The 17,755-nt window shown below is 53.8% G+C and carries 15 protein-coding genes; 9 read left to right on the top strand and 6 right to left on the bottom strand.

Going from position 1 to position 17,755, the window contains the following annotated elements:
* Genes fdxH through fdhE form a run of 3 tightly spaced genes read left to right on the top strand, consistent with a single transcriptional unit; the run spans position 1 to position 2,428 of the window.
* Positions 1–906, top strand: coding sequence for a formate dehydrogenase subunit beta (gene fdxH / locus ACMHXI_RS20540; protein ID WP_413735989.1), 906 nt, complete (start codon positions 1–3; stop codon positions 904–906).
* Positions 903–1,526, top strand: a complete 624-nt coding sequence (locus ACMHXI_RS20535) for a formate dehydrogenase subunit gamma (RefSeq protein ID WP_028781091.1) — start codon at positions 903–905, stop codon at positions 1,524–1,526. The genes fdxH and ACMHXI_RS20535 overlap by 4 nt, the downstream gene beginning before the upstream one ends.
* A 2-nt stretch (positions 1,527–1,528) precedes the next feature.
* On the top strand, positions 1,529–2,428 hold the full coding sequence (gene fdhE, locus ACMHXI_RS20530) for a formate dehydrogenase accessory protein FdhE (RefSeq protein WP_413735987.1): 900 nt from the start codon (positions 1,529–1,531) through the stop codon (positions 2,426–2,428).
* A 127-nt stretch (positions 2,429–2,555) separates the two neighbouring features.
* Here the strand turns inward: fdhE and ACMHXI_RS20525 are convergent, their stop codons facing one another.
* The 4 genes from ACMHXI_RS20525 to ACMHXI_RS20510 form a co-directional block, all read right to left on the bottom strand.
* Complete coding sequence (locus ACMHXI_RS20525; protein WP_025011283.1) at positions 2,556–3,101, bottom strand: hypothetical protein; 546 nt, start codon at positions 3,099–3,101, stop codon at positions 2,556–2,558.
* A gap of 39 nt (positions 3,102–3,140) precedes the next feature.
* Complete coding sequence (locus tag ACMHXI_RS20520) at positions 3,141–3,968, bottom strand: hypothetical protein (RefSeq protein WP_413735985.1); 828 nt, start codon at positions 3,966–3,968, stop codon at positions 3,141–3,143.
* Between the two features lies 1 nt (position 3,969).
* Positions 3,970–8,193: a hypothetical protein gene (locus tag ACMHXI_RS20515; protein ID WP_413735983.1), complete on the bottom strand. Its 4,224-nt coding sequence runs from the start codon at positions 8,191–8,193 to the stop codon at positions 3,970–3,972.
* A gap of 143 nt (positions 8,194–8,336) precedes the next feature.
* A complete protein-coding gene (locus tag ACMHXI_RS20510) occupies positions 8,337–8,801 on the bottom strand; it encodes a hypothetical protein (RefSeq protein WP_144191332.1) in 465 nt (154 codons plus the stop codon).
* A 282-nt stretch (positions 8,802–9,083) separates the two neighbouring features.
* Here ACMHXI_RS20510 and ACMHXI_RS20505 point away from each other — a divergent pair, with 282 nt between their 5' ends.
* Positions 9,084–10,565: a DUF6892 domain-containing protein gene (locus tag ACMHXI_RS20505; RefSeq protein ID WP_144134291.1), complete on the top strand. Its 1,482-nt coding sequence runs from the start codon at positions 9,084–9,086 to the stop codon at positions 10,563–10,565.
* A gap of 63 nt (positions 10,566–10,628) precedes the next feature.
* Here ACMHXI_RS20505 and mgtE read toward each other — a convergent pair whose 3' ends face one another.
* Positions 10,629–11,984, bottom strand: a complete 1,356-nt coding sequence (mgtE, locus tag ACMHXI_RS20500; RefSeq protein WP_144134289.1) for a magnesium transporter — start codon at positions 11,982–11,984, stop codon at positions 10,629–10,631.
* A 22-nt stretch (positions 11,985–12,006) separates the two neighbouring features.
* Entirely contained in the window at positions 12,007–12,657 is a 651-nt protein-coding gene (locus ACMHXI_RS20495; RefSeq protein WP_144134287.1) for a hypothetical protein, read from the bottom strand.
* A 556-nt stretch (positions 12,658–13,213) separates the two neighbouring features.
* Between ACMHXI_RS20495 and ACMHXI_RS20490 the strand changes: the two genes are divergently transcribed.
* The 5 genes from ACMHXI_RS20490 (at position 13,214) to ACMHXI_RS20470 (ending at position 17,701) form a co-directional block, all read left to right on the top strand.
* Positions 13,214–14,266 carry an endonuclease/exonuclease/phosphatase family protein gene (locus tag ACMHXI_RS20490; RefSeq protein ID WP_208185133.1) on the top strand — a complete coding sequence of 351 codons (1,053 nt, stop codon included), beginning with the start codon at positions 13,214–13,216 and terminating at the stop codon, positions 14,264–14,266.
* Between the two features lie 163 nt (positions 14,267–14,429).
* Positions 14,430–15,620, top strand: a complete 1,191-nt coding sequence (locus tag ACMHXI_RS20485; protein WP_144216899.1) for a class I SAM-dependent rRNA methyltransferase — start codon at positions 14,430–14,432, stop codon at positions 15,618–15,620.
* 193 nt (positions 15,621–15,813) lie between these two features.
* Positions 15,814–16,551 carry a sporulation protein gene (locus tag ACMHXI_RS20480; protein ID WP_144166189.1) on the top strand — a complete coding sequence of 246 codons (738 nt, stop codon included), beginning with the start codon at positions 15,814–15,816 and terminating at the stop codon, positions 16,549–16,551.
* Between the two features lie 80 nt (positions 16,552–16,631).
* Positions 16,632–17,057: a thioredoxin TrxC gene (trxC, locus tag ACMHXI_RS20475; RefSeq protein ID WP_101060130.1), complete on the top strand. Its 426-nt coding sequence runs from the start codon at positions 16,632–16,634 to the stop codon at positions 17,055–17,057.
* Positions 17,033–17,701: a lipase family alpha/beta hydrolase gene (locus ACMHXI_RS20470; protein ID WP_413735979.1), complete on the top strand. Its 669-nt coding sequence runs from the start codon at positions 17,033–17,035 to the stop codon at positions 17,699–17,701. Before trxC ends, ACMHXI_RS20470 begins: the two co-directional genes overlap by 25 nt.
* The last annotated feature ends 54 nt before the right edge of the window (positions 17,702–17,755 follow it).

Genomic DNA, 17,755 nt, shown 5'->3' with positions numbered 1-17,755 from the left:
ATGGCTTCTCAGGATATTATTCGCCGCTCGGGTACCGCAGATATCACTCCGGCCGCTCATGCCCGCATCGGCGCGGTACAACAAGTGACCAAGCTGTTTGACGCGACTAAATGTACCGGCTGTAAGGCTTGTCAGGTTGCCTGTTCAGAGTGGAACGACCTGCGTGAAGACGTTGGTACTTTCCAGGGCAGTTACCAGAATCCTATGACCCTGTCTCCGGACAGCTGGAACATAATGCAATATCACGAAGTTGTGGATGACAACAAACTGCGTTGGCAGTTTACCCATACCGCCTGTATGCATTGTGCCGACCCGGCTTGTTTGAAAGCTTGCTCAACCGCCGGGGCCATAGTGCAGCATGCCAACGGCACTGTGGACTTTGATTCTGACAAGTGTATCGGCTGTGGTTATTGTGCCAGCGCTTGTCCATTCAATGTGCCCAAAGTGAGCGCAAAGGATAACAAGGCCTATAAATGTACTCTGTGTTCAGACCGGCTCGCCGTGGGTTTGGAGCCGTCATGCGTGAAGACCTGTACCACAGGGGCTCTGCGATTTGGAACCCGCGAAGACATGTTGTTCTACGCAGAAAAGCGGGTCGCACAGTTGAAAGAGCGGGGTTATGCCAACGCCGGCCTGTACAACCCTGAAGGGGTTGGCGGCAGTCACTACATGATGATTCTGCACAATATCAATAAGCCGGAAACCTATGGTATGCCGATAGAACCTCGGGTACCGGTTGCAACCGAAATCCGCCAGGACTGGTTGAAGCCTTTGGGCGCTGCCGGCCTGTTGGCCACAGCGGGTATTGCCTTGCTGCACAGGATTACCGTGGGTCGCAATATCGTTGAGGAAGATCAGCCCGGATATGCAGAGCCTGTCACCGAAGCAGAGGAGGAAAAACAATGAGTAACCAGCCGATGATTGTTCGTCATAAGCTCATTGACCGGATCTGCCATTGGGTCATTGTCTTTGTGGGCCTGGTCACCTTCCTGACCGGGTTTGCCTTCTTCTTTCCATCGTTTCAGTGGCTGAGTGGCATAGTGGGTACGCCACAACTGGCGAAAGTGATGCATCCTTTCTTTGGCATAGCTATGTGTGTGCTGCTGGCAGTGATGCTGCTGCGCTACTACAACCACAACAAATGGAACCGGTATGATCTGCCGTGGATGAAGGCCATTGTGTGGGTTTTGCTTCAGAAAGAGGAAAACATTCCTCCAGTTGGTCATTACAACCCTGGCCAAAAGATGTTGTTCCGCTCGTTTGTGGTTTTCGTGTTGGCGTTTATCGTCACCGGCTTCATGATGTGGCAGCCCTACTTTGCTCCCATGTTCTCTGCCGAAGCGGTGAACTGGGCCACCTTGATCCACTCGGCCTGCGGCATCCTGATGCTTATAGCCTTGGTGGTGCATGTATGGATGGCTTGTTGGATTGAAGGTTCTATCACTGGCATGTTGTACGGCAAAGTGTCGAAGGCCTGGGCCCGCAAACACCATCCGGCCATGTTGAACGAACACGAGGATAACTGACCATGAGTCTTGCCGGCGAGATCCCATCAAGTTTTACCGACAGCTCCCCTTTGGCTTTGAAAGTGCTGATCACGGCCGATCCCAAAGAGGTTTACCTACGCCGCGCGGAGCGCTTGGCCGAGCTTGCCAAGGATTCTTCGCTGGAAGATTATTTGGCGCTGTGTCGCTCCATGGTGTTGGTGCAGAATAAGCTATGCGACACCCTAATGGGGCCGGCACCGGATATCGACACTGGCGCCACTATGCCACTGCGCGGGATCCAGAAAAATGGCTACTGGATAGCACTGTTGCAACAACTGCTCAGTGAACTGCTGGATACTGTGCCTGCCAATGTGGCGCAAGTGATACGGCAGTTGATGCGTCAAACACCCGAGCAACTGCAACAGTGGGCGGGCAGCCTGTTGGATGGCCGATTCAGCCAGGTACCGGCAGAATACCGCTTGTTTTTGTGGGCTGCGTTATCTGTTTATTGGAGTCATTGGGCAGCGGCCGTAGCCAGCCGTATGGATACCACTGAGATTAAACAGCAATCCATGTGTCCTGTGTGTGGCAGTCATCCGGTAGCCAGTGTGGTGGTTGATAAACCCCGTGAAGGCCTGCGTTATTTGCACTGCAGTTTGTGTGAAACACAATGGCATTTTATTCGGGCGCATTGCAGCAGTTGCAATCAAGCAAAAGAGATGAGTTTGTGGTCGTTTGACAAATATCAGACGCCGGTTCGCATTGAAAGCTGCGATGATTGCCACGGCTACAGCAAGATGCTGTTTATGAACCTAGATCCCAGGATGGATGCGGTTGCGGACGATATTGCCTCTATGGCTTTGGATGCCAAGTTAAACGCAAAAGGCTTTCATGCTACTACGGTAAATCCGTTTTTGCTGGCAGATGAGCTCTCTGATTAGTTTGGTTATTGGTGTGAATGGCTAAAAACGCGAATTAAGCTCATAGCAACAAGGACAGCTCAGGGCTGTCCTTGTTTTTTAGTTCTTGCTCTTTGACGCCTGCCGACTCAGAAGGTTGTTTCCCTGCTCAGGGATGCTGCCGATGGAATTGATATCTGGCCTGATGGAACTCATCCGGGCTGTCCGGCGCTTCGCTCTCGCAATAGTCGCTCAAGTGGGCTTGGCTCAGTTGCCATCCTGCCCGCTCGGCGATTTCCCGCAGTTCATCCAAGAGTGCTTCTTCCATGTCGAAATGCAATGCCTGCAGCATACTCGTGCCCCAGAGGCTGAAGCAGCCGTCATTGCTGTATTTGACCAGCGGGCTCTCGGCTATCGGGCGCTTGGCTTCACCGCGCCAGTAACCCAGGTACTCACCATCGGGCAGTTCGGCCACAAAGGCGATGTGCTTGCAGGTATCACTTATGGCTTTAACGTTGGCGGCTATTTCGGGGTCGGCCCAGTCATCTTCATTCAGGTAACTGGTATCCTCCCACGGTGCCCAATCTTCATCTTCAGGAAAGCGGACGAACAGCTCGCTTTCAAGCCAGTCTCGGCAATGTTTAAGCAGGAAGGCCAAATCTTCGGGGCAAGCTTCATTGCCCAGTCTGTGACTGGATATAAAGGTTGTAGGCATAGGTCCCTCTTGGTTGGTGTAAGTTATTGATGGTTAAATTCAATTTTCTTGGCGGCTTTGCGACAGTGGCCTGAAGATCAGTGAGGGAAAGGCCCGGCTCAGAAGCTCGCTGTCCAAAGACAGTGTTTGAGGCACTATGCCCTGTGTTTCCGGCTGCAGCTTGCCAAACTTCCTTGGTCGATAGATTTTGAGGCAAGCCTGCGCCTCAAACAGTTGATATGGCGCCAGAGTCGAATTTAATTTGCACTCCTTGAGGCCTAACTTGAGGCGGACATTGTCCCCGAGCCGCTCAGGCAGCAAGGTCGGCGCCAACTCGCTTGCCAAGTTGGCTTGCCGCTCCTTGAGTATCAAATAAGCGCAGCAATCCGGGTTATCCAGCAGTAGACGGGTCAAGCGTTTCAGCCAAGGCGTCAGGGTCTCGCCCCCTTCCGGTGGCGTCACCAGCAAGAGTTGCTGCTGGTGGAGCTCGTTGGCGCGAAGATGACGAAACAGCCACAGTGGGCCGCCGAGCAGATCGGACAGCTCTTTGAGCCTCGCCCGCTCGGCTTGGGCCTGCTGCCGCTGTTTTGCCAGCGCCTGCGACAAGCGCTCAACCGATATCTCTTCGCGTTTAAGCTGGTACAGATTCAGGTATTCACCCAGAGTTTGGCTGTAGAGCTCCAGATTGTAGCGCCCCTTACGGGGCACCAACTCGCCGCCGACAGAAAAGGGGCGGCAGTCACTCACTCTGAGGTCGGCGCCGAAATGGCGCCGACAAACCCAGGCTGCCTTGAGCCCTGCCAGTTTGGCCGGCAAGTAGTAGCGTGCAACTACCGGTAGGCTAAGCAACATCAGGAGGGCATACAGCAGCCAGTTGATGGCCTTCAAGTCAGGCCTCGGTCGGTAGATGCTGGCGTACGGCCATTACCTGTTGCATGAAGCTCTGCTCTGTGTGGAACAGTTGCCGCAGCAGTTGACGGAAGTTTTTCACCAGCTCATGTTTGACCCCGGGTTCATCCTCAAGCACCACCCGGAAGTAGTTGCCTATGGCCTCAAAGGAGATGAGATCTGTCTGTTCGCCAAATTGGTTTTGGCAGATGGCCTGGATGATCCTGCTCCAGTCTTCGGCATTCATCTCCAGTGGCAGCAGGCTTTGCACGCTGGCGGCCAGCTGTTTCATAGTGGTCGAGTTCAGCTTGAAGATCACGTTAACAAAACCGAAGTTGGCCATGATCTGGTACAGATCGCGAAGATCCAATGGTACGGCCTCATCAGGGGCTTGTGCAGAATCTTCTGTGGTCTTGTCCTCGGCTGAAGTTGCGGCGCTGGCGGCTTGCCATTCAATCTCATGCTGTACTTCCTCGAGGGCGCCCAGCACAGCTCTCGGGGTGGCAAACAGTTCTCGGAACAACTGCCCCAAGGCCTGCATCTGAGTCAGGCTTGATACCTTGGCGGGCTCTACCTCGAAGACACATAGACCTTTATCATCCTGGGGCTGCAGGGCTTGCGCCAGCTCAGGTGCTCTTTGATTGAACACGGCACAGATAAAGCGTTGCCAGTTGACGGGGTTATTCATATTGGCACCAGGGCACTGGGCCTCTATGGCCGCGCCCAGGGCGCGGGTCTCCTCAAATGCCAGATCCAGACTAACGCTGATACCCTGCAAGGTAACCGATTGGCGGATGATGCGACGGAATTTGAGCCGGGTTTCGTTATCTTTAAAGGTAAGACTTGGCTCAGTTTCGGCCCCCGGCGCCTGAGGTGTTTGGGATGGCTGTGGTTTTGGCTGCTGAAGCTTTGCCAGTTTGGCCGCTGCCTGCGCCGGGCAAACCGGTGGCCGCATGGCTTCAAGGTCTGCAATCGCCGAGACTATGACGTCATCACCATAGTAACGGGCAATTATTTGCAGATATTGTCTGGCCTTTTCACCATGCATCAACAGAAAGCCCAATGGATTCATGCCATCGGCATCCGGGGTTTGCGGTTTGACAAAGCCTATGCTGCCCGAGGATTCAGACTTGAGATTCGGATCCAGCATCCAGGGATCGGCCCCCAGTTCCAGCAAACACTCGAAGATCCCGGGGCGATCGGCGAAGGCGGCCTCGAGCAAGGGATGGCTGCGCCCGGGCGTCAGTTGATTGATCTTGGCTCCCTGTTGCACCAGTTGAGTGACCAGCCCCTTCTTGCTGGCTTCGACAGAAGAGTGGGCATCGTAACAGTACTGGCTGGTGATGGCCGCCAGCAGTGGGGTGTCGCCCAAAGGCGAGACGGCATTGATATTGGCGCCGCGGCTCAACAAAAGGTCGATACAGGATTGAATACCAAAGGTGCAGGCTGTCATCAGCGGCGTGGCCCTGGAGTCGGGATCCGGATCCAGTACCTCTATGTCCATTCCGAGATCCAACAGAGCAGCCACAGTCTTGGCGCGATCGATTGGATTGATGTCCGAATAGTTGGACAAACATTTATGCATGGCATTGGAATGATCGAAGCCGCCGACATGATGAATGTCAGCACCGTGCTCGGCAAACCAGCGCAGCAGTTCCGGGCGTCCCGGCATGGCGGCGGCAAAGATCAGGTTATTGCCCAGATTGTTGACTTCATGGATGTTGAATCCGGTTCTTTGCCACAGATAGCGGACAAACTTGAGACTGGTTTCTTCGTTGATAATAGAATGATATCTCTGAACCGTACTCATCACCCCGGATTCGTGGAACTGTCCCACGGGCACTGTCGGGTCGACACCATAGTCGATCAGCAGATCAAACATGGGGCGGCAGTATTCAAAGTCGTTTTCCGCATCGTAGAGAATGCAGGAGAAAATATGGGTGATATCCGGTTTGGTTGGCGTGCGCTCCACATCCAGGGAGTAGGGCTGATCCACAGCGGCTCCCGCCTCCAGCAGAATTTCCACCGCACTGAGATAGAGTTGTTTGTGTTGTTTGAGCTTGGCGTAGCGAAAACAGAGGAAATACAACAGGCTCCAACGACAGGCATCATTGCCATCCAAACAGAGGCGATCCAGATCCTGTTCGCGCTCTATCAGAAGCCGGAATAGTTCCAGGCCGTCCTCTTCAAGCTCCCACAGTACATCTTCGGTCAGCCAACGTACCTCGGTCCAGGCGCGCATAGTCGGGAAACGTTGCAACAGATATTGCGCCAAAGACCAGCGTTTCTTATGCAGTGCCAGGGTAATTGCCGTTGCCGGGGCTTTGTGGTTGCCGGAGAAGCTCTGATGCACATCGGCCAGTTCAAAATCCGGGAACAGGGCAACGATATCGCCCACAAGTTGTGGACTTTGCAGTGAGTGTATCGCCCAGGCGACCGCATCGGCCGGGATCTGGAATTGTTGTCTCAGCTGCAACAGGCGCCGTATTACAGGCTCGTTGCGGGTGCGTATCGCCAGCTCCAGCAGTGAACCTCCGTCATATTGCCGTTGCAGATCCAATCCCAGACGCAGCAAGAGTTCAAAAATGGCTTCGCGATCCTGAGAGGTTTCCTCCGGTTTGTTGGCGAAACAGTGGAAATAACCTGAGACCATCTCCTCTGTGACTTCAACCTGGGTATCACTCAAGGCAATTAAGGTTTCCAGCGTGGCCAGGTCACTGCAGTATTCGAACGCCCAGTTAAGGGTCTTTGGGCTCAAGGGCGGCAGGAAACCTTCGCCCAGCATCTGCTGCACAAACTCATGATCTCTGCGAAGCAAGGCGATATCCAGAGCGGTCCATGCGGAATCTGTCTGTAGCAGGCTGCTGAGCCCTGCCTCCTGCAGCATGCTGAACATGGCACGCTTTTGCGCCGGGTTGGGCTTAACCCTGAGATGGCTTGGATAGAAATGGCTTACCCACATTTCATCATCCATACGGCAGTTTTCATTCACCGGCTCGCCGCGCAGAGCAAAGTTGGGGTTGATGCCACCTTGCAACAATACCTTGAGCAGTTCGAGCCTGGCCTGGCTGATAGTCAGAAACAGGGCACTGCGATTCTCAACGGGATCCACGGCGCCGTGGCGCAGCAACAGGGCGACTTCATCCAGTCTGTCCTGCTCCATGGAACACAAGGAATAAAGAGGCGTACAGAAGAGTTCGGTGCCACCGGCCGTGGTGAAAGCGAATGCCTGGTTGACATCGGCGCCCTTGGCAATGGCCAACTCGGCAAATCGGCAGCGTTGGCTGGATGACAGGTTGGTGTGACACAGGATAGGGCCGATAACCGACTTGCCAATGAAATCTGCTTGGGTTGTCAGATAACGCTCAACCTCGGCGGCATCGACAGAAAACAGATCCAGGCTGTCATCCAGTACCAGACGGGACTGCAGCTTCTCCTTGTTCAGCAGCATGCGCGCCACTTCCGGCTGATGGTGGCTGATATCCGCTCCCAGTTCTACCAGGCGAGTCAACAATAGGCGTTGACCATTCTTTATCGTCATCGCCAGCAAGGTGTTACCAGAGTAACGTCGCTCTAAGTCACAGTCGTATTGCTGTTCGAACAACATATTGAAAATGGAGAGTATTTTCAGTTCTGGCATGGGAGAGTTGAACAGCTGAAACAGCAGTGAATCACAATATTCGCGCTCTTCACTGCCTTGATATTCAATGCCGTGAGACAGCAGTAACTGCACAGTTTGTTGCTCCAGCGCCGGGTTACGACTGAAGCAGTGCCAGAAGAAACATTCATCATCCAAAAGCGGCAGTTGCTGTTCCAACACCGCCTTGACCATACGATAGTCACCGCGGCAGGTGGCCAATGACAAGAGGTTAAATTCACCCTGCCACAGTATATTGAGATTAACCTCTTGCTCGCTGAGCATCTGCACCATCTCTGCCGAGCGCAGCGCTCGTTGCAGCAGATGATTGGGTTTACGCTCTTTATCCAACAAGTGACGAATACCGGCGCCCAGTTTTAATAGGTGCTGGACGACTCTGTCAAACTTGGGATCGGCCTGTTCCAGCACAAAGTCCAGTGGCCTGCATTGGCGAAGTCCGTCCTGAACCAGGTTGTGATCGACATTGTTTGTACTGACAATTTGGCTGATAGCCACCAGATCCTGGTTGAGAATGTGATCCTTGAGCGCACCGCCTAAGCTGCGGCTGTCTTCCGTGAAATGTTCCATTGATTAGTCTCTTGATGTTGTAACTGCATCACCGCCTTGCGGGCGTGATTACACTAAAGGGTCTAAGTCCATTGATAAACCGGACAAAAGGGACAGCAAGTGTGAGAGATTGTCCCTAGCATTAGCGCCATTTGGAGTCGTCTTTACTTTATGAACCTGGGGCTGTTATCACCGAAATCCATGATGGCCAGCTCGCTTTGGTTTGCCGCACCGTCAATGATGCGTTTGACCAGTGACAAACAGTCGCGAAAGCTCTGCTCTGCTTGGCCCAAACAGTTATGGTGCACTATGGCGCCGTGGCTGAGTATGCCAAGGGCTGTGAGCCGGGCCTGAAATTCCCGGGCAAATGCCTGTATCTGTCCGGCTTCATCGTCGCCGGATAAATACTCAAGCGCTAAGAAAAGCATTGAATCGCTGAGCTTTTCGACACATTCGGCGTCTAGCTCAAATTCAGTAATGAGTGTATTGAGTATCTCGATTGACGCGGCCACCTCAGTATTCAGCTGGATAATCAGCATATAAGGAGCGTCATAGTCGTCGAGTCGATTGAGATAGCGTTGTACTTTGTCGGTGGGTTGGGCGCTTTGCCACTGTGCAATACCTTGCATATGTTTCCCTGTCATGGCGGCCTAGAGGCCTGTCCTGTGATTTATCCCGCTGAGCCTGCCTGGGTTGGGCTTGTCAGCGAAATGGCCGACGGGGATTATCCCACTCTCTTGCTTTACTGCAAAGTTTGCAAAGGTAAATCTTTGAGGTTGCCCATTGTTTACTCGATTTCCTCTGAAGCAGAGTTTTCCGGTAACATCTCGCAGTGACAGAGCTTGCCGATGCAGGCATCTGTGCCGTTATTTCGTCTTTTTCACACGAGTATGGGAGGTAGTGTGGTGCGCATGGAAGCAATAGAGGAAGGTTTCAAGTTAGTGGCCGAGGCCAAGTTCCGTAACAAGTCTGCTCTGGATAGAGCCAGAAAAATCTGGTCGGGGAACAATGTGAAGCCTTGCCTGGATAAGTTTGTTTTTCTCTTGAAAACGACTGATTGGAGCAATCAAGCTGAAGCCGAATTGTGTGCCAAGGTTGCCGTTGCCCTGTGCTCATCAAAAATATCCATTGCTTCAAGCATCATCTCTGCCAAATCCCCTGAGATTATCGCCGTTACCAATACTCTCCTGGACCGAGGGGAGTGTGAGCTTATCGCTGATCCCAAATCTAACTTCAGCTCGGTAGAGCTGGCCCTAACCCTGTGCCAGCTTTATTTCTATCATGGCTATGCTGACCCACAGACCCGCGCCTCGATAGCTCCGACTGTAGTAAAAATGCTGGAGTTGTACCCTAACCTTGATTGTTCCCTGGCGCTGGGGTGTATCTCCTGTCATCCGCAAGCCGAGAGCCTTTATGCGAGGGTGATATATGCCTGTATGCTCAATCGTGACATCTATCAGCATTGTCCTGCAATAGCCGATATTGCCGGAGATATGCTGGCGGCCGGTGAATACAAAGGCTTTTTGTATAAGCACTCTTTGAAAGTCTTTGAGAAAGTTATCTCCTTCAAAGAAACCTGGGATGCATCTGAACTCGGCTACCTTATTGAAAGTTTGCTCATTGAGCCTCTTGATGTGGAAATGCGCAGCCAGGCAGAGTTAATTGAATCGAATCATAGGCTTGCCAAGGTGTTAAAGAACAAGTCGGATAAAAAATATTATAAGCAACAGGCCGAGTATATTGAGCATCATTATCCGGAGTTTATTAGCCTCAATCGCCAGGAGGCAGTTCGCAAGTTGGCTGTGTCCCGGAAGTTTTATGATTTTGCTTGCCGCGTTGCCGGGCAATATGCTGCCATCAATGACAAGGCCAGACAGCTGTCTGAGCTACTGCTCGAGGCCAATCGCTTTGCCAAAGGCCCTAAAAAGTTTGCCACCGCGTCAACTGCGGTGAATAGTTTTAAAGATTTCGGGTTGAAGTTGCTGGTTATTGAAGAGCTTATGTATAGACAAGACTCGCTTTCGCCCAAGTTTTCATTGGCGGAGTTTGCCGCAGAGTATTGTGGTGGCGAAATTGAGCGCAATGATGCCGGGGAGATACCACAGGTGATAGATTTTTATCAGGCGCTGGATATCGCCGATACGGAACTGGCAAAGGTAACCGAGCTCTATCAGGACGATGGTTTATCCGGTGGGGCTGAGGTCTATTACAATATCAATCCTTATTGGGATCCCGGATGCGGCGACAGCATATTGGCGGTGAAGGATATCGCGGCTGAAGACTTAAGCCTGCTTCCCAATCTTAAATTGATCACCACCACTGACCTTAACAACCTGAGCGCAGGTTTTATTGCGGCAGCCGAAAAACGCGGCGTTAAGGTTATCGAAGAGTGAAGTTAAGCCGTTTTGGGATGGCACAACCTGGGTTGGTTTCAGCATAGGTTGTGCCAAGGCCAATTAACCACTGACAGGCGGAAAATCCAAAATAGCGGTGGCGACATTGAAGTAGACGATGACACCTATGATATCGGCTATCGAAGTCACCAGCGGCGCGCTGGCCGAGGCCGGATCCAACTTGAACTTGCTCAGCAAGAAGGGCAGGGACATGCCTATCAGGCTGCCGATAATCACCACAAGTTGCATAGTCAGGGCGACCACCAGGGCGATATCACCGCCGCGCCAATAACCCAGGGTAAATACCGCAATGGCCATGGTGGCACCCAGCAAGCCGGCTACAAACAGCTCTTTGGCCAGTAGCGACAGCCAGTCTTTGAGGACGACCTCCCCGGTGGCCAGCGCCCTGACCATCAAGGTGGCAGACTGCGAACCGGCGTTGCCGCTGCTGCCGATGAGCAGTGGCAAGAAGAACACCAGGGCAACATAGGCTGTGATGGTATCTTCAAAGTAGGCGATCCCTGTGCCGGAAAACACATTGCCGAACACCAGCAACACCAGCCAAAAGACTCGCTTACGATAGAGCATGCCAATGCTGGCTTCCTTGAAAGAGCAGGCCAACTGCCCCACGGCGCCGTGTTTGCTGAATTCGGCATCGGCCTGGGCACTGGCCACATCCATGGCATCATCATAAGTGACTATGCCGACCAGTTGGTCGTTGCCGTTGACCACGGGCAGCGCCAGCAGATCATAGTGGGCTATCATCTGCGCCGCTTCTTCTTTGAAGGCTTCCGCTTCTATGGCAATGGTCTGCTCTTTCATAAAGTCTCTCACCAACGCCTTGGGCGGCGCGATGATGAGCTGACGCAGCGACACATTGCCTATCAGGCGTCCGCGCTCATCCACCACATAGGTCTGGTAGATGGTTTCCAGATCCGCTGCCACTTTCCTCAGGCTGTCTATGGCCTCTTCTGCGGTTTGATTGACCCGCAGCAGGGCATAGTCAGAGGTCATAATGGAGCCGACCTTGGAGTCATCATAGGCCGCCAGGGTACGCATGTCCTCGCGTTCCGCCTTGGCCAGTGTCGGCAGCAGCAGGGCTTGCTGCTCAATCTCCAACTCGTTGTAGAGGTCGGCGCGCTCGTCTGCCGCCATCTCCATGATAATTTTCCCAAGGGTTTGATGATCCAGTGCTTCCGCCAGCAGCTTTTGCTGCTGATGGGGTAGATACCGCAGCAGCGCCGCCGCGGTTTTGGGCTGGCACAGGGTCAGTATTGAGGCCGTTTGCTGGCTGTCGAAGGTCGGCAGTACGGCGGCTATGTCCGCCGGATGCAGCTCGGATGCCAGCATCTGCATCGCCTTGGCGTCTTTGTTGGCCAGAATAAGGTGCAGGTTGAGTATGATGTTGTTGCTGTTCATAGGTCATTCTCCCAATGAGCTATCAAGAAAAGAAAAATTGTATGCCGGCGCCAAATTGGCGGGCGCCACCGCCATACTGATTGCCATAACCCAATTGCCACTGCCAATGGGCGTTGGGTTGGTTTTGCCAGAGTAGCTGGTAGCCATAGTCGCCTTGGCCCAGATACTGGTTTTCAAACAGCAGGGTTTGCTGCTGAACTTTGAAGCCGGCTCCCAGGCCAAAAATCATTGTCGGGCCTTCACCCGACTCCAGGCTCAGCCCCAAGTTGTTGCGTACAAAGAAGCCTTGGGTGGCAATCGGCAGATCGCTACTGAACAGGGCGTGACCCTGCCAGCCATCTCTGTGATGACGCCCCAGCTCCAGTGCCAGAGTCTGAGATAAGCCGTTTGTGGCCAGCGGTTGTTTGTAGCCGAGTTGCCAGCCGCGGCTCTCATGTCTGTCCCAGGGGGCATCCCGGTCGTCTGTTTGCAGTTCCAGCGCCAATTCGCCGCCAAAGACGGCTTGGTTGAGCCCCAGGGCAAAGCCGTTGTTGCCCGCTTGTCGTTGCCAGTCGACAGCGAGTTCTGTGGCAGCGGCAATATCGGGATCTTCCAGCAACTGAATGCCGGCATGCAGTTGTCCATGCCAGAGCAGGCCGCCCAGCAGCAGCGTATTGGTATATCTGAGTTTCATGCTTGTTCCTCCTGTGTGGGGGAACACTCAAGGTCGTAGATGGGGCAGCGGCAGCAAGGCTGTCCTAAGTAAAAAACCTTTATGGATGCATTAGTTTGCAGCCACAGGAGAACACTGCGGCATGCGTATGCATGTAAAGCTCAACAAGGTTTTTATGGGGAGTAACGGAAAAAGGGATTCTTTAATACGCTACTGCCAGTCCTGGCAGTAGTTTGCGAAGCTGCAGACTAGTGCCGGGCAAATAATCCTGTCTGACTGACAGGGCATCTACTGTCACCTATGTGTGTGTCCACAGTGGGTCTCCGTATGGTTAATTAAGCGGCGATTGTATGGTCGAAACCAAACAAGTCAAGCGGGAGATCGAAAAAGCCTGTCAAACAGGTTTTTTTAGCCACAAACAGCGGCTTTATGTTGCTTATTTGTTGGGCTATTGGGCGCTGTTGGGGGGTAATGGGTAGCCGGAAGGTTGTTTTTGGTGTGCTATTGGACAAATCTCAGCAGCGGCTTAATATCAACACTATTACTCAGCAGGGTTACCGGAGCCGCAGCGCTTTTCATGTCTTCCAATATCCGCATCGCCAGTCTGAATCTGTTCAATTTTGCCATGCCGCCGCTGGCGTTTCATGAGTTCAACAACATCTATACCCAAGGGCAGTGGCAACAAAAGTGCGACTGGACAGTCCGCTGGCTGCAGCAGGCGCAGCCAGATCTGGTGGGCTGGCAGGAGGTATTCAGCCCCGAGCCGCTACGCGAATTGTGTCAGGCTGCCGGTCTTGCCCACTTTGCGCTGGTGGATTCGCCGGTCATAGAAGGCTTTGTTGCCCGCAAGAGTGTGGTGGCACTGGCAAGCCGTTTTCCGATTGTTTCCTTGGCGGCGGTGGAGCTGGATAGCGAACTGGCATTTTCACTTGGACTCAAGGAAGAGTTTCAAAGTAGTCGCCAGATACTGCGAGCCACCTTGATGCTGCCGGGGATAGGCCACTGTGATACTTACGTGGTGCATTTCAAATCACCTCGCAACAAGTTGTCCAAGGGCGCGGTCGAGTTGCAAGGTGCCGCCGGGCTGCTGGCAGAGAGTGCGCTGGGCCACTGGTCAGCCACTTTGCAGCGTGGCAGTGAGGCCATGTTGTTGTATCAGGCGATACTCAAGCGGCGCCGGCAAAGCGACAACGCTGTGGTGTTGATGGGGGATTTCAACGCCGGCATAGATTCCAGTGAACTCAAGGGCCTATTGGTGGGCGCCGGACAGCTCTACAACGGGGATATTCGCGCAGCAGGCCTTCACGGCCTGCCTGATGAAAGGTTGAAACTGCAACTGGCACATTTTCAGCTGCTTGACGCCTGGCAGCTCTGGCTAGAAGTCTCTGAGCAAACTGGCGATCAAGTGACAGCTACTCGCCCCGTGACCCATTTTCACGGCTCTCAAGGCAGTGTGGTCGACTATCTGTTGTTGAGTCAGGAGTTTGATGCCCGTAGCCAGCATAGCCTGGCAGAAGTGGTGGATTATCGGGTCTATGACAAACATCTGCTGCGGCCGCAGTTTGAGCAGGATGCACAGGCGAGCGACCATACACCAATACTGGCAGAAGTCCGTTTACGCCATCCTTGACGTTGCACTCAGGTGGGCTAATCAAACGGCCAAAAGTCCCAAAAACGCGCGAAAAAGTTGTCGAAAACTCCTGTGGTGAGCCGACTTTTAGGCTATTATTCGCCCCTTGAAAAGTCAGTCGGGTCATCAGGACCCGGTTGCCGACACTCCAGACAGGCGCATCATGGTACTCAAAATCAAACTTAGACCCGGCCGGGAAAAATCCCTGCTGCGGCATCACCCCTGGGTCTTTTCCAGCGGCATTCACAATATCAAAGGCAAACCACAAATGGGCGAAACGGTTGAAGTTGTTGCCCATGATGGCCGCTGGCTGGGGCGGGGCTCATGGTCGCCGGAGTCGCAGATCCAGGTGCGGGTTTGGAGCTTTAATCGCGATGAAGAGATAGACAGGGAGTTCTTCAAACGCCGCATAGTGCGGGCCCAAAAGGGGCGTGATGCCCTGATTGCCGAGAAGGGGCTCACAGGTTATCGCCTTATTGCCGCCGAGTCGGACGGTTTGCCCGGGATCACCATAGACAAGTATGCCAATGTGCTTGTGTGTCAGTTGCTGTCGGCCGGCGCCGACTATTGGCGCGATACATTGGTCTCTGTGCTCTCTGAGCTCTACCCGGACTGCGCCATCTACGAGCGCTCCGATGTCGAGTCACGTAAAAAAGAGGGCCTGGAGCTGGTTACCGGCCTGCTGCATGGCGAATTGCCGGCCATGCCTGTGGTGATAGAGGAAAACGGTATCAAGATCGCCGTGGATGTGACCAAGGGTCACAAGACGGGTTTCTATCTGGATCAGCGTGACAACCGTGCCATGGCTGCCCGTTTCGTCAAGGGTAAGTCTGTGCTCAACTGCTTCTGTTATACAGGCACTTTTGGCCTCTATGCCGCCAAGGGCGGCGCCGCCAGTATTGAGAATGTCGATGTTTCCAAGCTGGCGCTGGACACGGCGAAGCAGAACATGGCACTCAATCAACTGGACGACAGCCATGTGCATTACCATGAGGCCGACGTCTTCAAGCTGCTCAGACAATATCGCGATGAAGGGCGTAAGTTTGATGTCATAGTGCTGGATCCGCCCAAGTTTGCCGATAACAAGGCGCAACTCAACGGTGCCTGCCGCGGTTATAAAGATATCAATATGATCGCCATGCAGCTGTTGCAGCCGGGCGGCACTCTGTTGACTTTCTCCTGCTCGGGGCTGATGCAGGCGGATCTGTTCCAGAAGATAGTGGCCGATGCGGCGTTGGATGCAAAGCGTGAGTTGCAGTTTATCGAGCGCCTGTCACAGGCTTCGGATCACCCCATAGGTGGCGCTTTCCCGGAAGGCTTTTATCTCAAAGGTTTGGTGGCCAGAGTCTGGTAACTCAGGCCACTTTGATTAACCAGGCATGATCAACAAAGAACAAAGGGGGCCTGGCTCCCTTTTTTGTTCCTAATCTTTTTCAACCACCGCTATCTGTGCTGTTGTCGTCTTGGGTTAACCCCTGGCGCCCTTTACTCTATGGGGAAAAGGGGCTTAAATGCGGCAAGGTCTATTAAGTAAACAGGAACATAGGATGTTTAAGAAACTGCTTGCCGCAATTGGCGTTGGTGGTGCCAGTGTAGATACCCGCTTGCTCAATGCCAGCCTGCAACCCGGGCAAACCTTTGAAGCCAGAATCGTGCTCAAAGGCGGCGAGGTAAGCCAAAGTATTGCCGGCCTGGAGCTGGCCCTAATGACCCGGGTTAAAGTCAGTGATGGCGACAGCAGCTTTATCAATCATTGCCTGGCCAGCTGGCGCATCAGCGAGGGCTTTGAACTTCAGGCCGGAGAGGTGAGAGAACTGCCTTTCATCGGTCAGTTGCATCCTGAGACCCCATTTACCGAGTTGCCTGTGCGTAACAATCAATGCCGGGTCTGGCTGCAAACCGGGCTGGCGATAGATTACGCCATAGATCCGGGCGATCAGGATCTGCTGCAGATCCAGCCTACCCAGCTGTTGCTGCACCTGCTGCAGGCCATGGAGGAGCTGGGCTTTGTCCTTAAAAAAGCCGATGTCGAGCAAGGCTATATCAACACCTCTGGGTTTCGCAGTGGTTCAGGCTGCTATCAAGAGTTGGAGTTTGTACCCGCAGGGCTTGGGATCCGCCTTTTGCGTGAAGTGGAGCTCACCCTGGTACCGGCCGGAAAGCAAACCCATATCTTGCTGGAGCTGGACCGGGCCTTTCGCGGCGATGGCTATCTGAGTCTGACCTTGGATAACCAGGCCGATTATCCCCAGGTGTTGGCTGCGTTGCAGCCTCATCTGGTTTGAGTCGACTGGCTTGAGCCTGGCGTGAGTCATCCCCATATCTCACAATGTGTGGCGATAACGCCGCTTGAGAGGAGAGTTCTATGTTGATTGCTTGTCCCCAGTGCGCTGGAATGAACCGGGTGCCGAAAGAACGGCTGTCTCAAGGCCCTAAGTGCGGTCACTGTAAGCAGCCTTTATTTCAGGGCAAACCCTTTGAGCTGACCGGCGCCAACTTTGCCAACCATGCCCACAAGTCAGAGCTGCCGTTGGTGGTGGATTTCTGGGCCAGTTGGTGTGGCCCCTGCAAACAGTTTGCCCCCATATTCGAGCAGAGTGCCGCCGAGCTGGAGCCGGAGTTTCGTTTTGGCAAGCTGGATACCGAGGCTCAGCAAGCGCTGGCGGCTCAGTATGGGATCCGCTCCATTCCGACCATAATGCTGTTCAAAAATGGCCGCGTGATAGCCCAACAGGCCGGTGCCATGCCCAAACAGGCATTCCAGCAATGGCTCAAGAGCCAGCCAATTTGAGGCTGGATAACAACAAAGCTCTGGTGGTGCTGGTTCATGGCTTCAATAAAGATGAGCGCGACATGGAGTTTCTGGCCCAAGGCTTGGCCCGGCAATACAGTATCCTGTGCCCCAGATTGCCCACCCGTTTCGGCTCACTGCAACAAGCGGTGGCGACACTGCGCCAGGCGCTGGATGAGCAGAATTGGCAGCAGTATCCCAGGGTGCACTTTGTGGCTCACAGTATGGGGGGCTTAATCGTCCGGCAACTGCTGGCAGAGCAGCCGCCCGACAATTTGGGCCACAGTGTGTTTATTGCCACGCCCCATGATGGTTCACCGCTGGCGAGCCTGGCCGATAAGCTTCCGGGATATTCCCGGCTATTTCAGCCGCTGCAATCTCTGCTGCCGGGGCAGCGCTGGGCAAGTTGGCGCGAGGATAGTCAGGCTCATCTTGGGATCATCGCCGGCAGTGGGACTCAGGCTCCCTTGGGTACCTTGATTGACGGCGAGTCCGATGGCCGGGTACCCCTGGCTTCCACCCGTTGTGATGATGCCAGTGATTGGATGGTGTTGCCCCTGTGCCATAAGGCCATACATTGGCATCAGGATACGCTGGCGGCGGTACAGGGCTTTCTTGAGCGCGGCCGCTTCGGCGCTGACTAAGAGGCAAGAGGCTAAGAAAAGTGCCACTGAGTCTCCCGGGTGTTCCGGATAAGC

Origin of the sequence: Shewanella sp. BJSY2023SW005 (assembly GCF_047314585.1) — a bacterium.
Lineage (GTDB): Bacteria > Pseudomonadota > Gammaproteobacteria > Enterobacterales > Shewanellaceae > Shewanella > Shewanella algae.
Note: the sequence above shows the minus strand (reverse complement) of the source record. Positions and strands in the feature narration are given on the sequence as shown.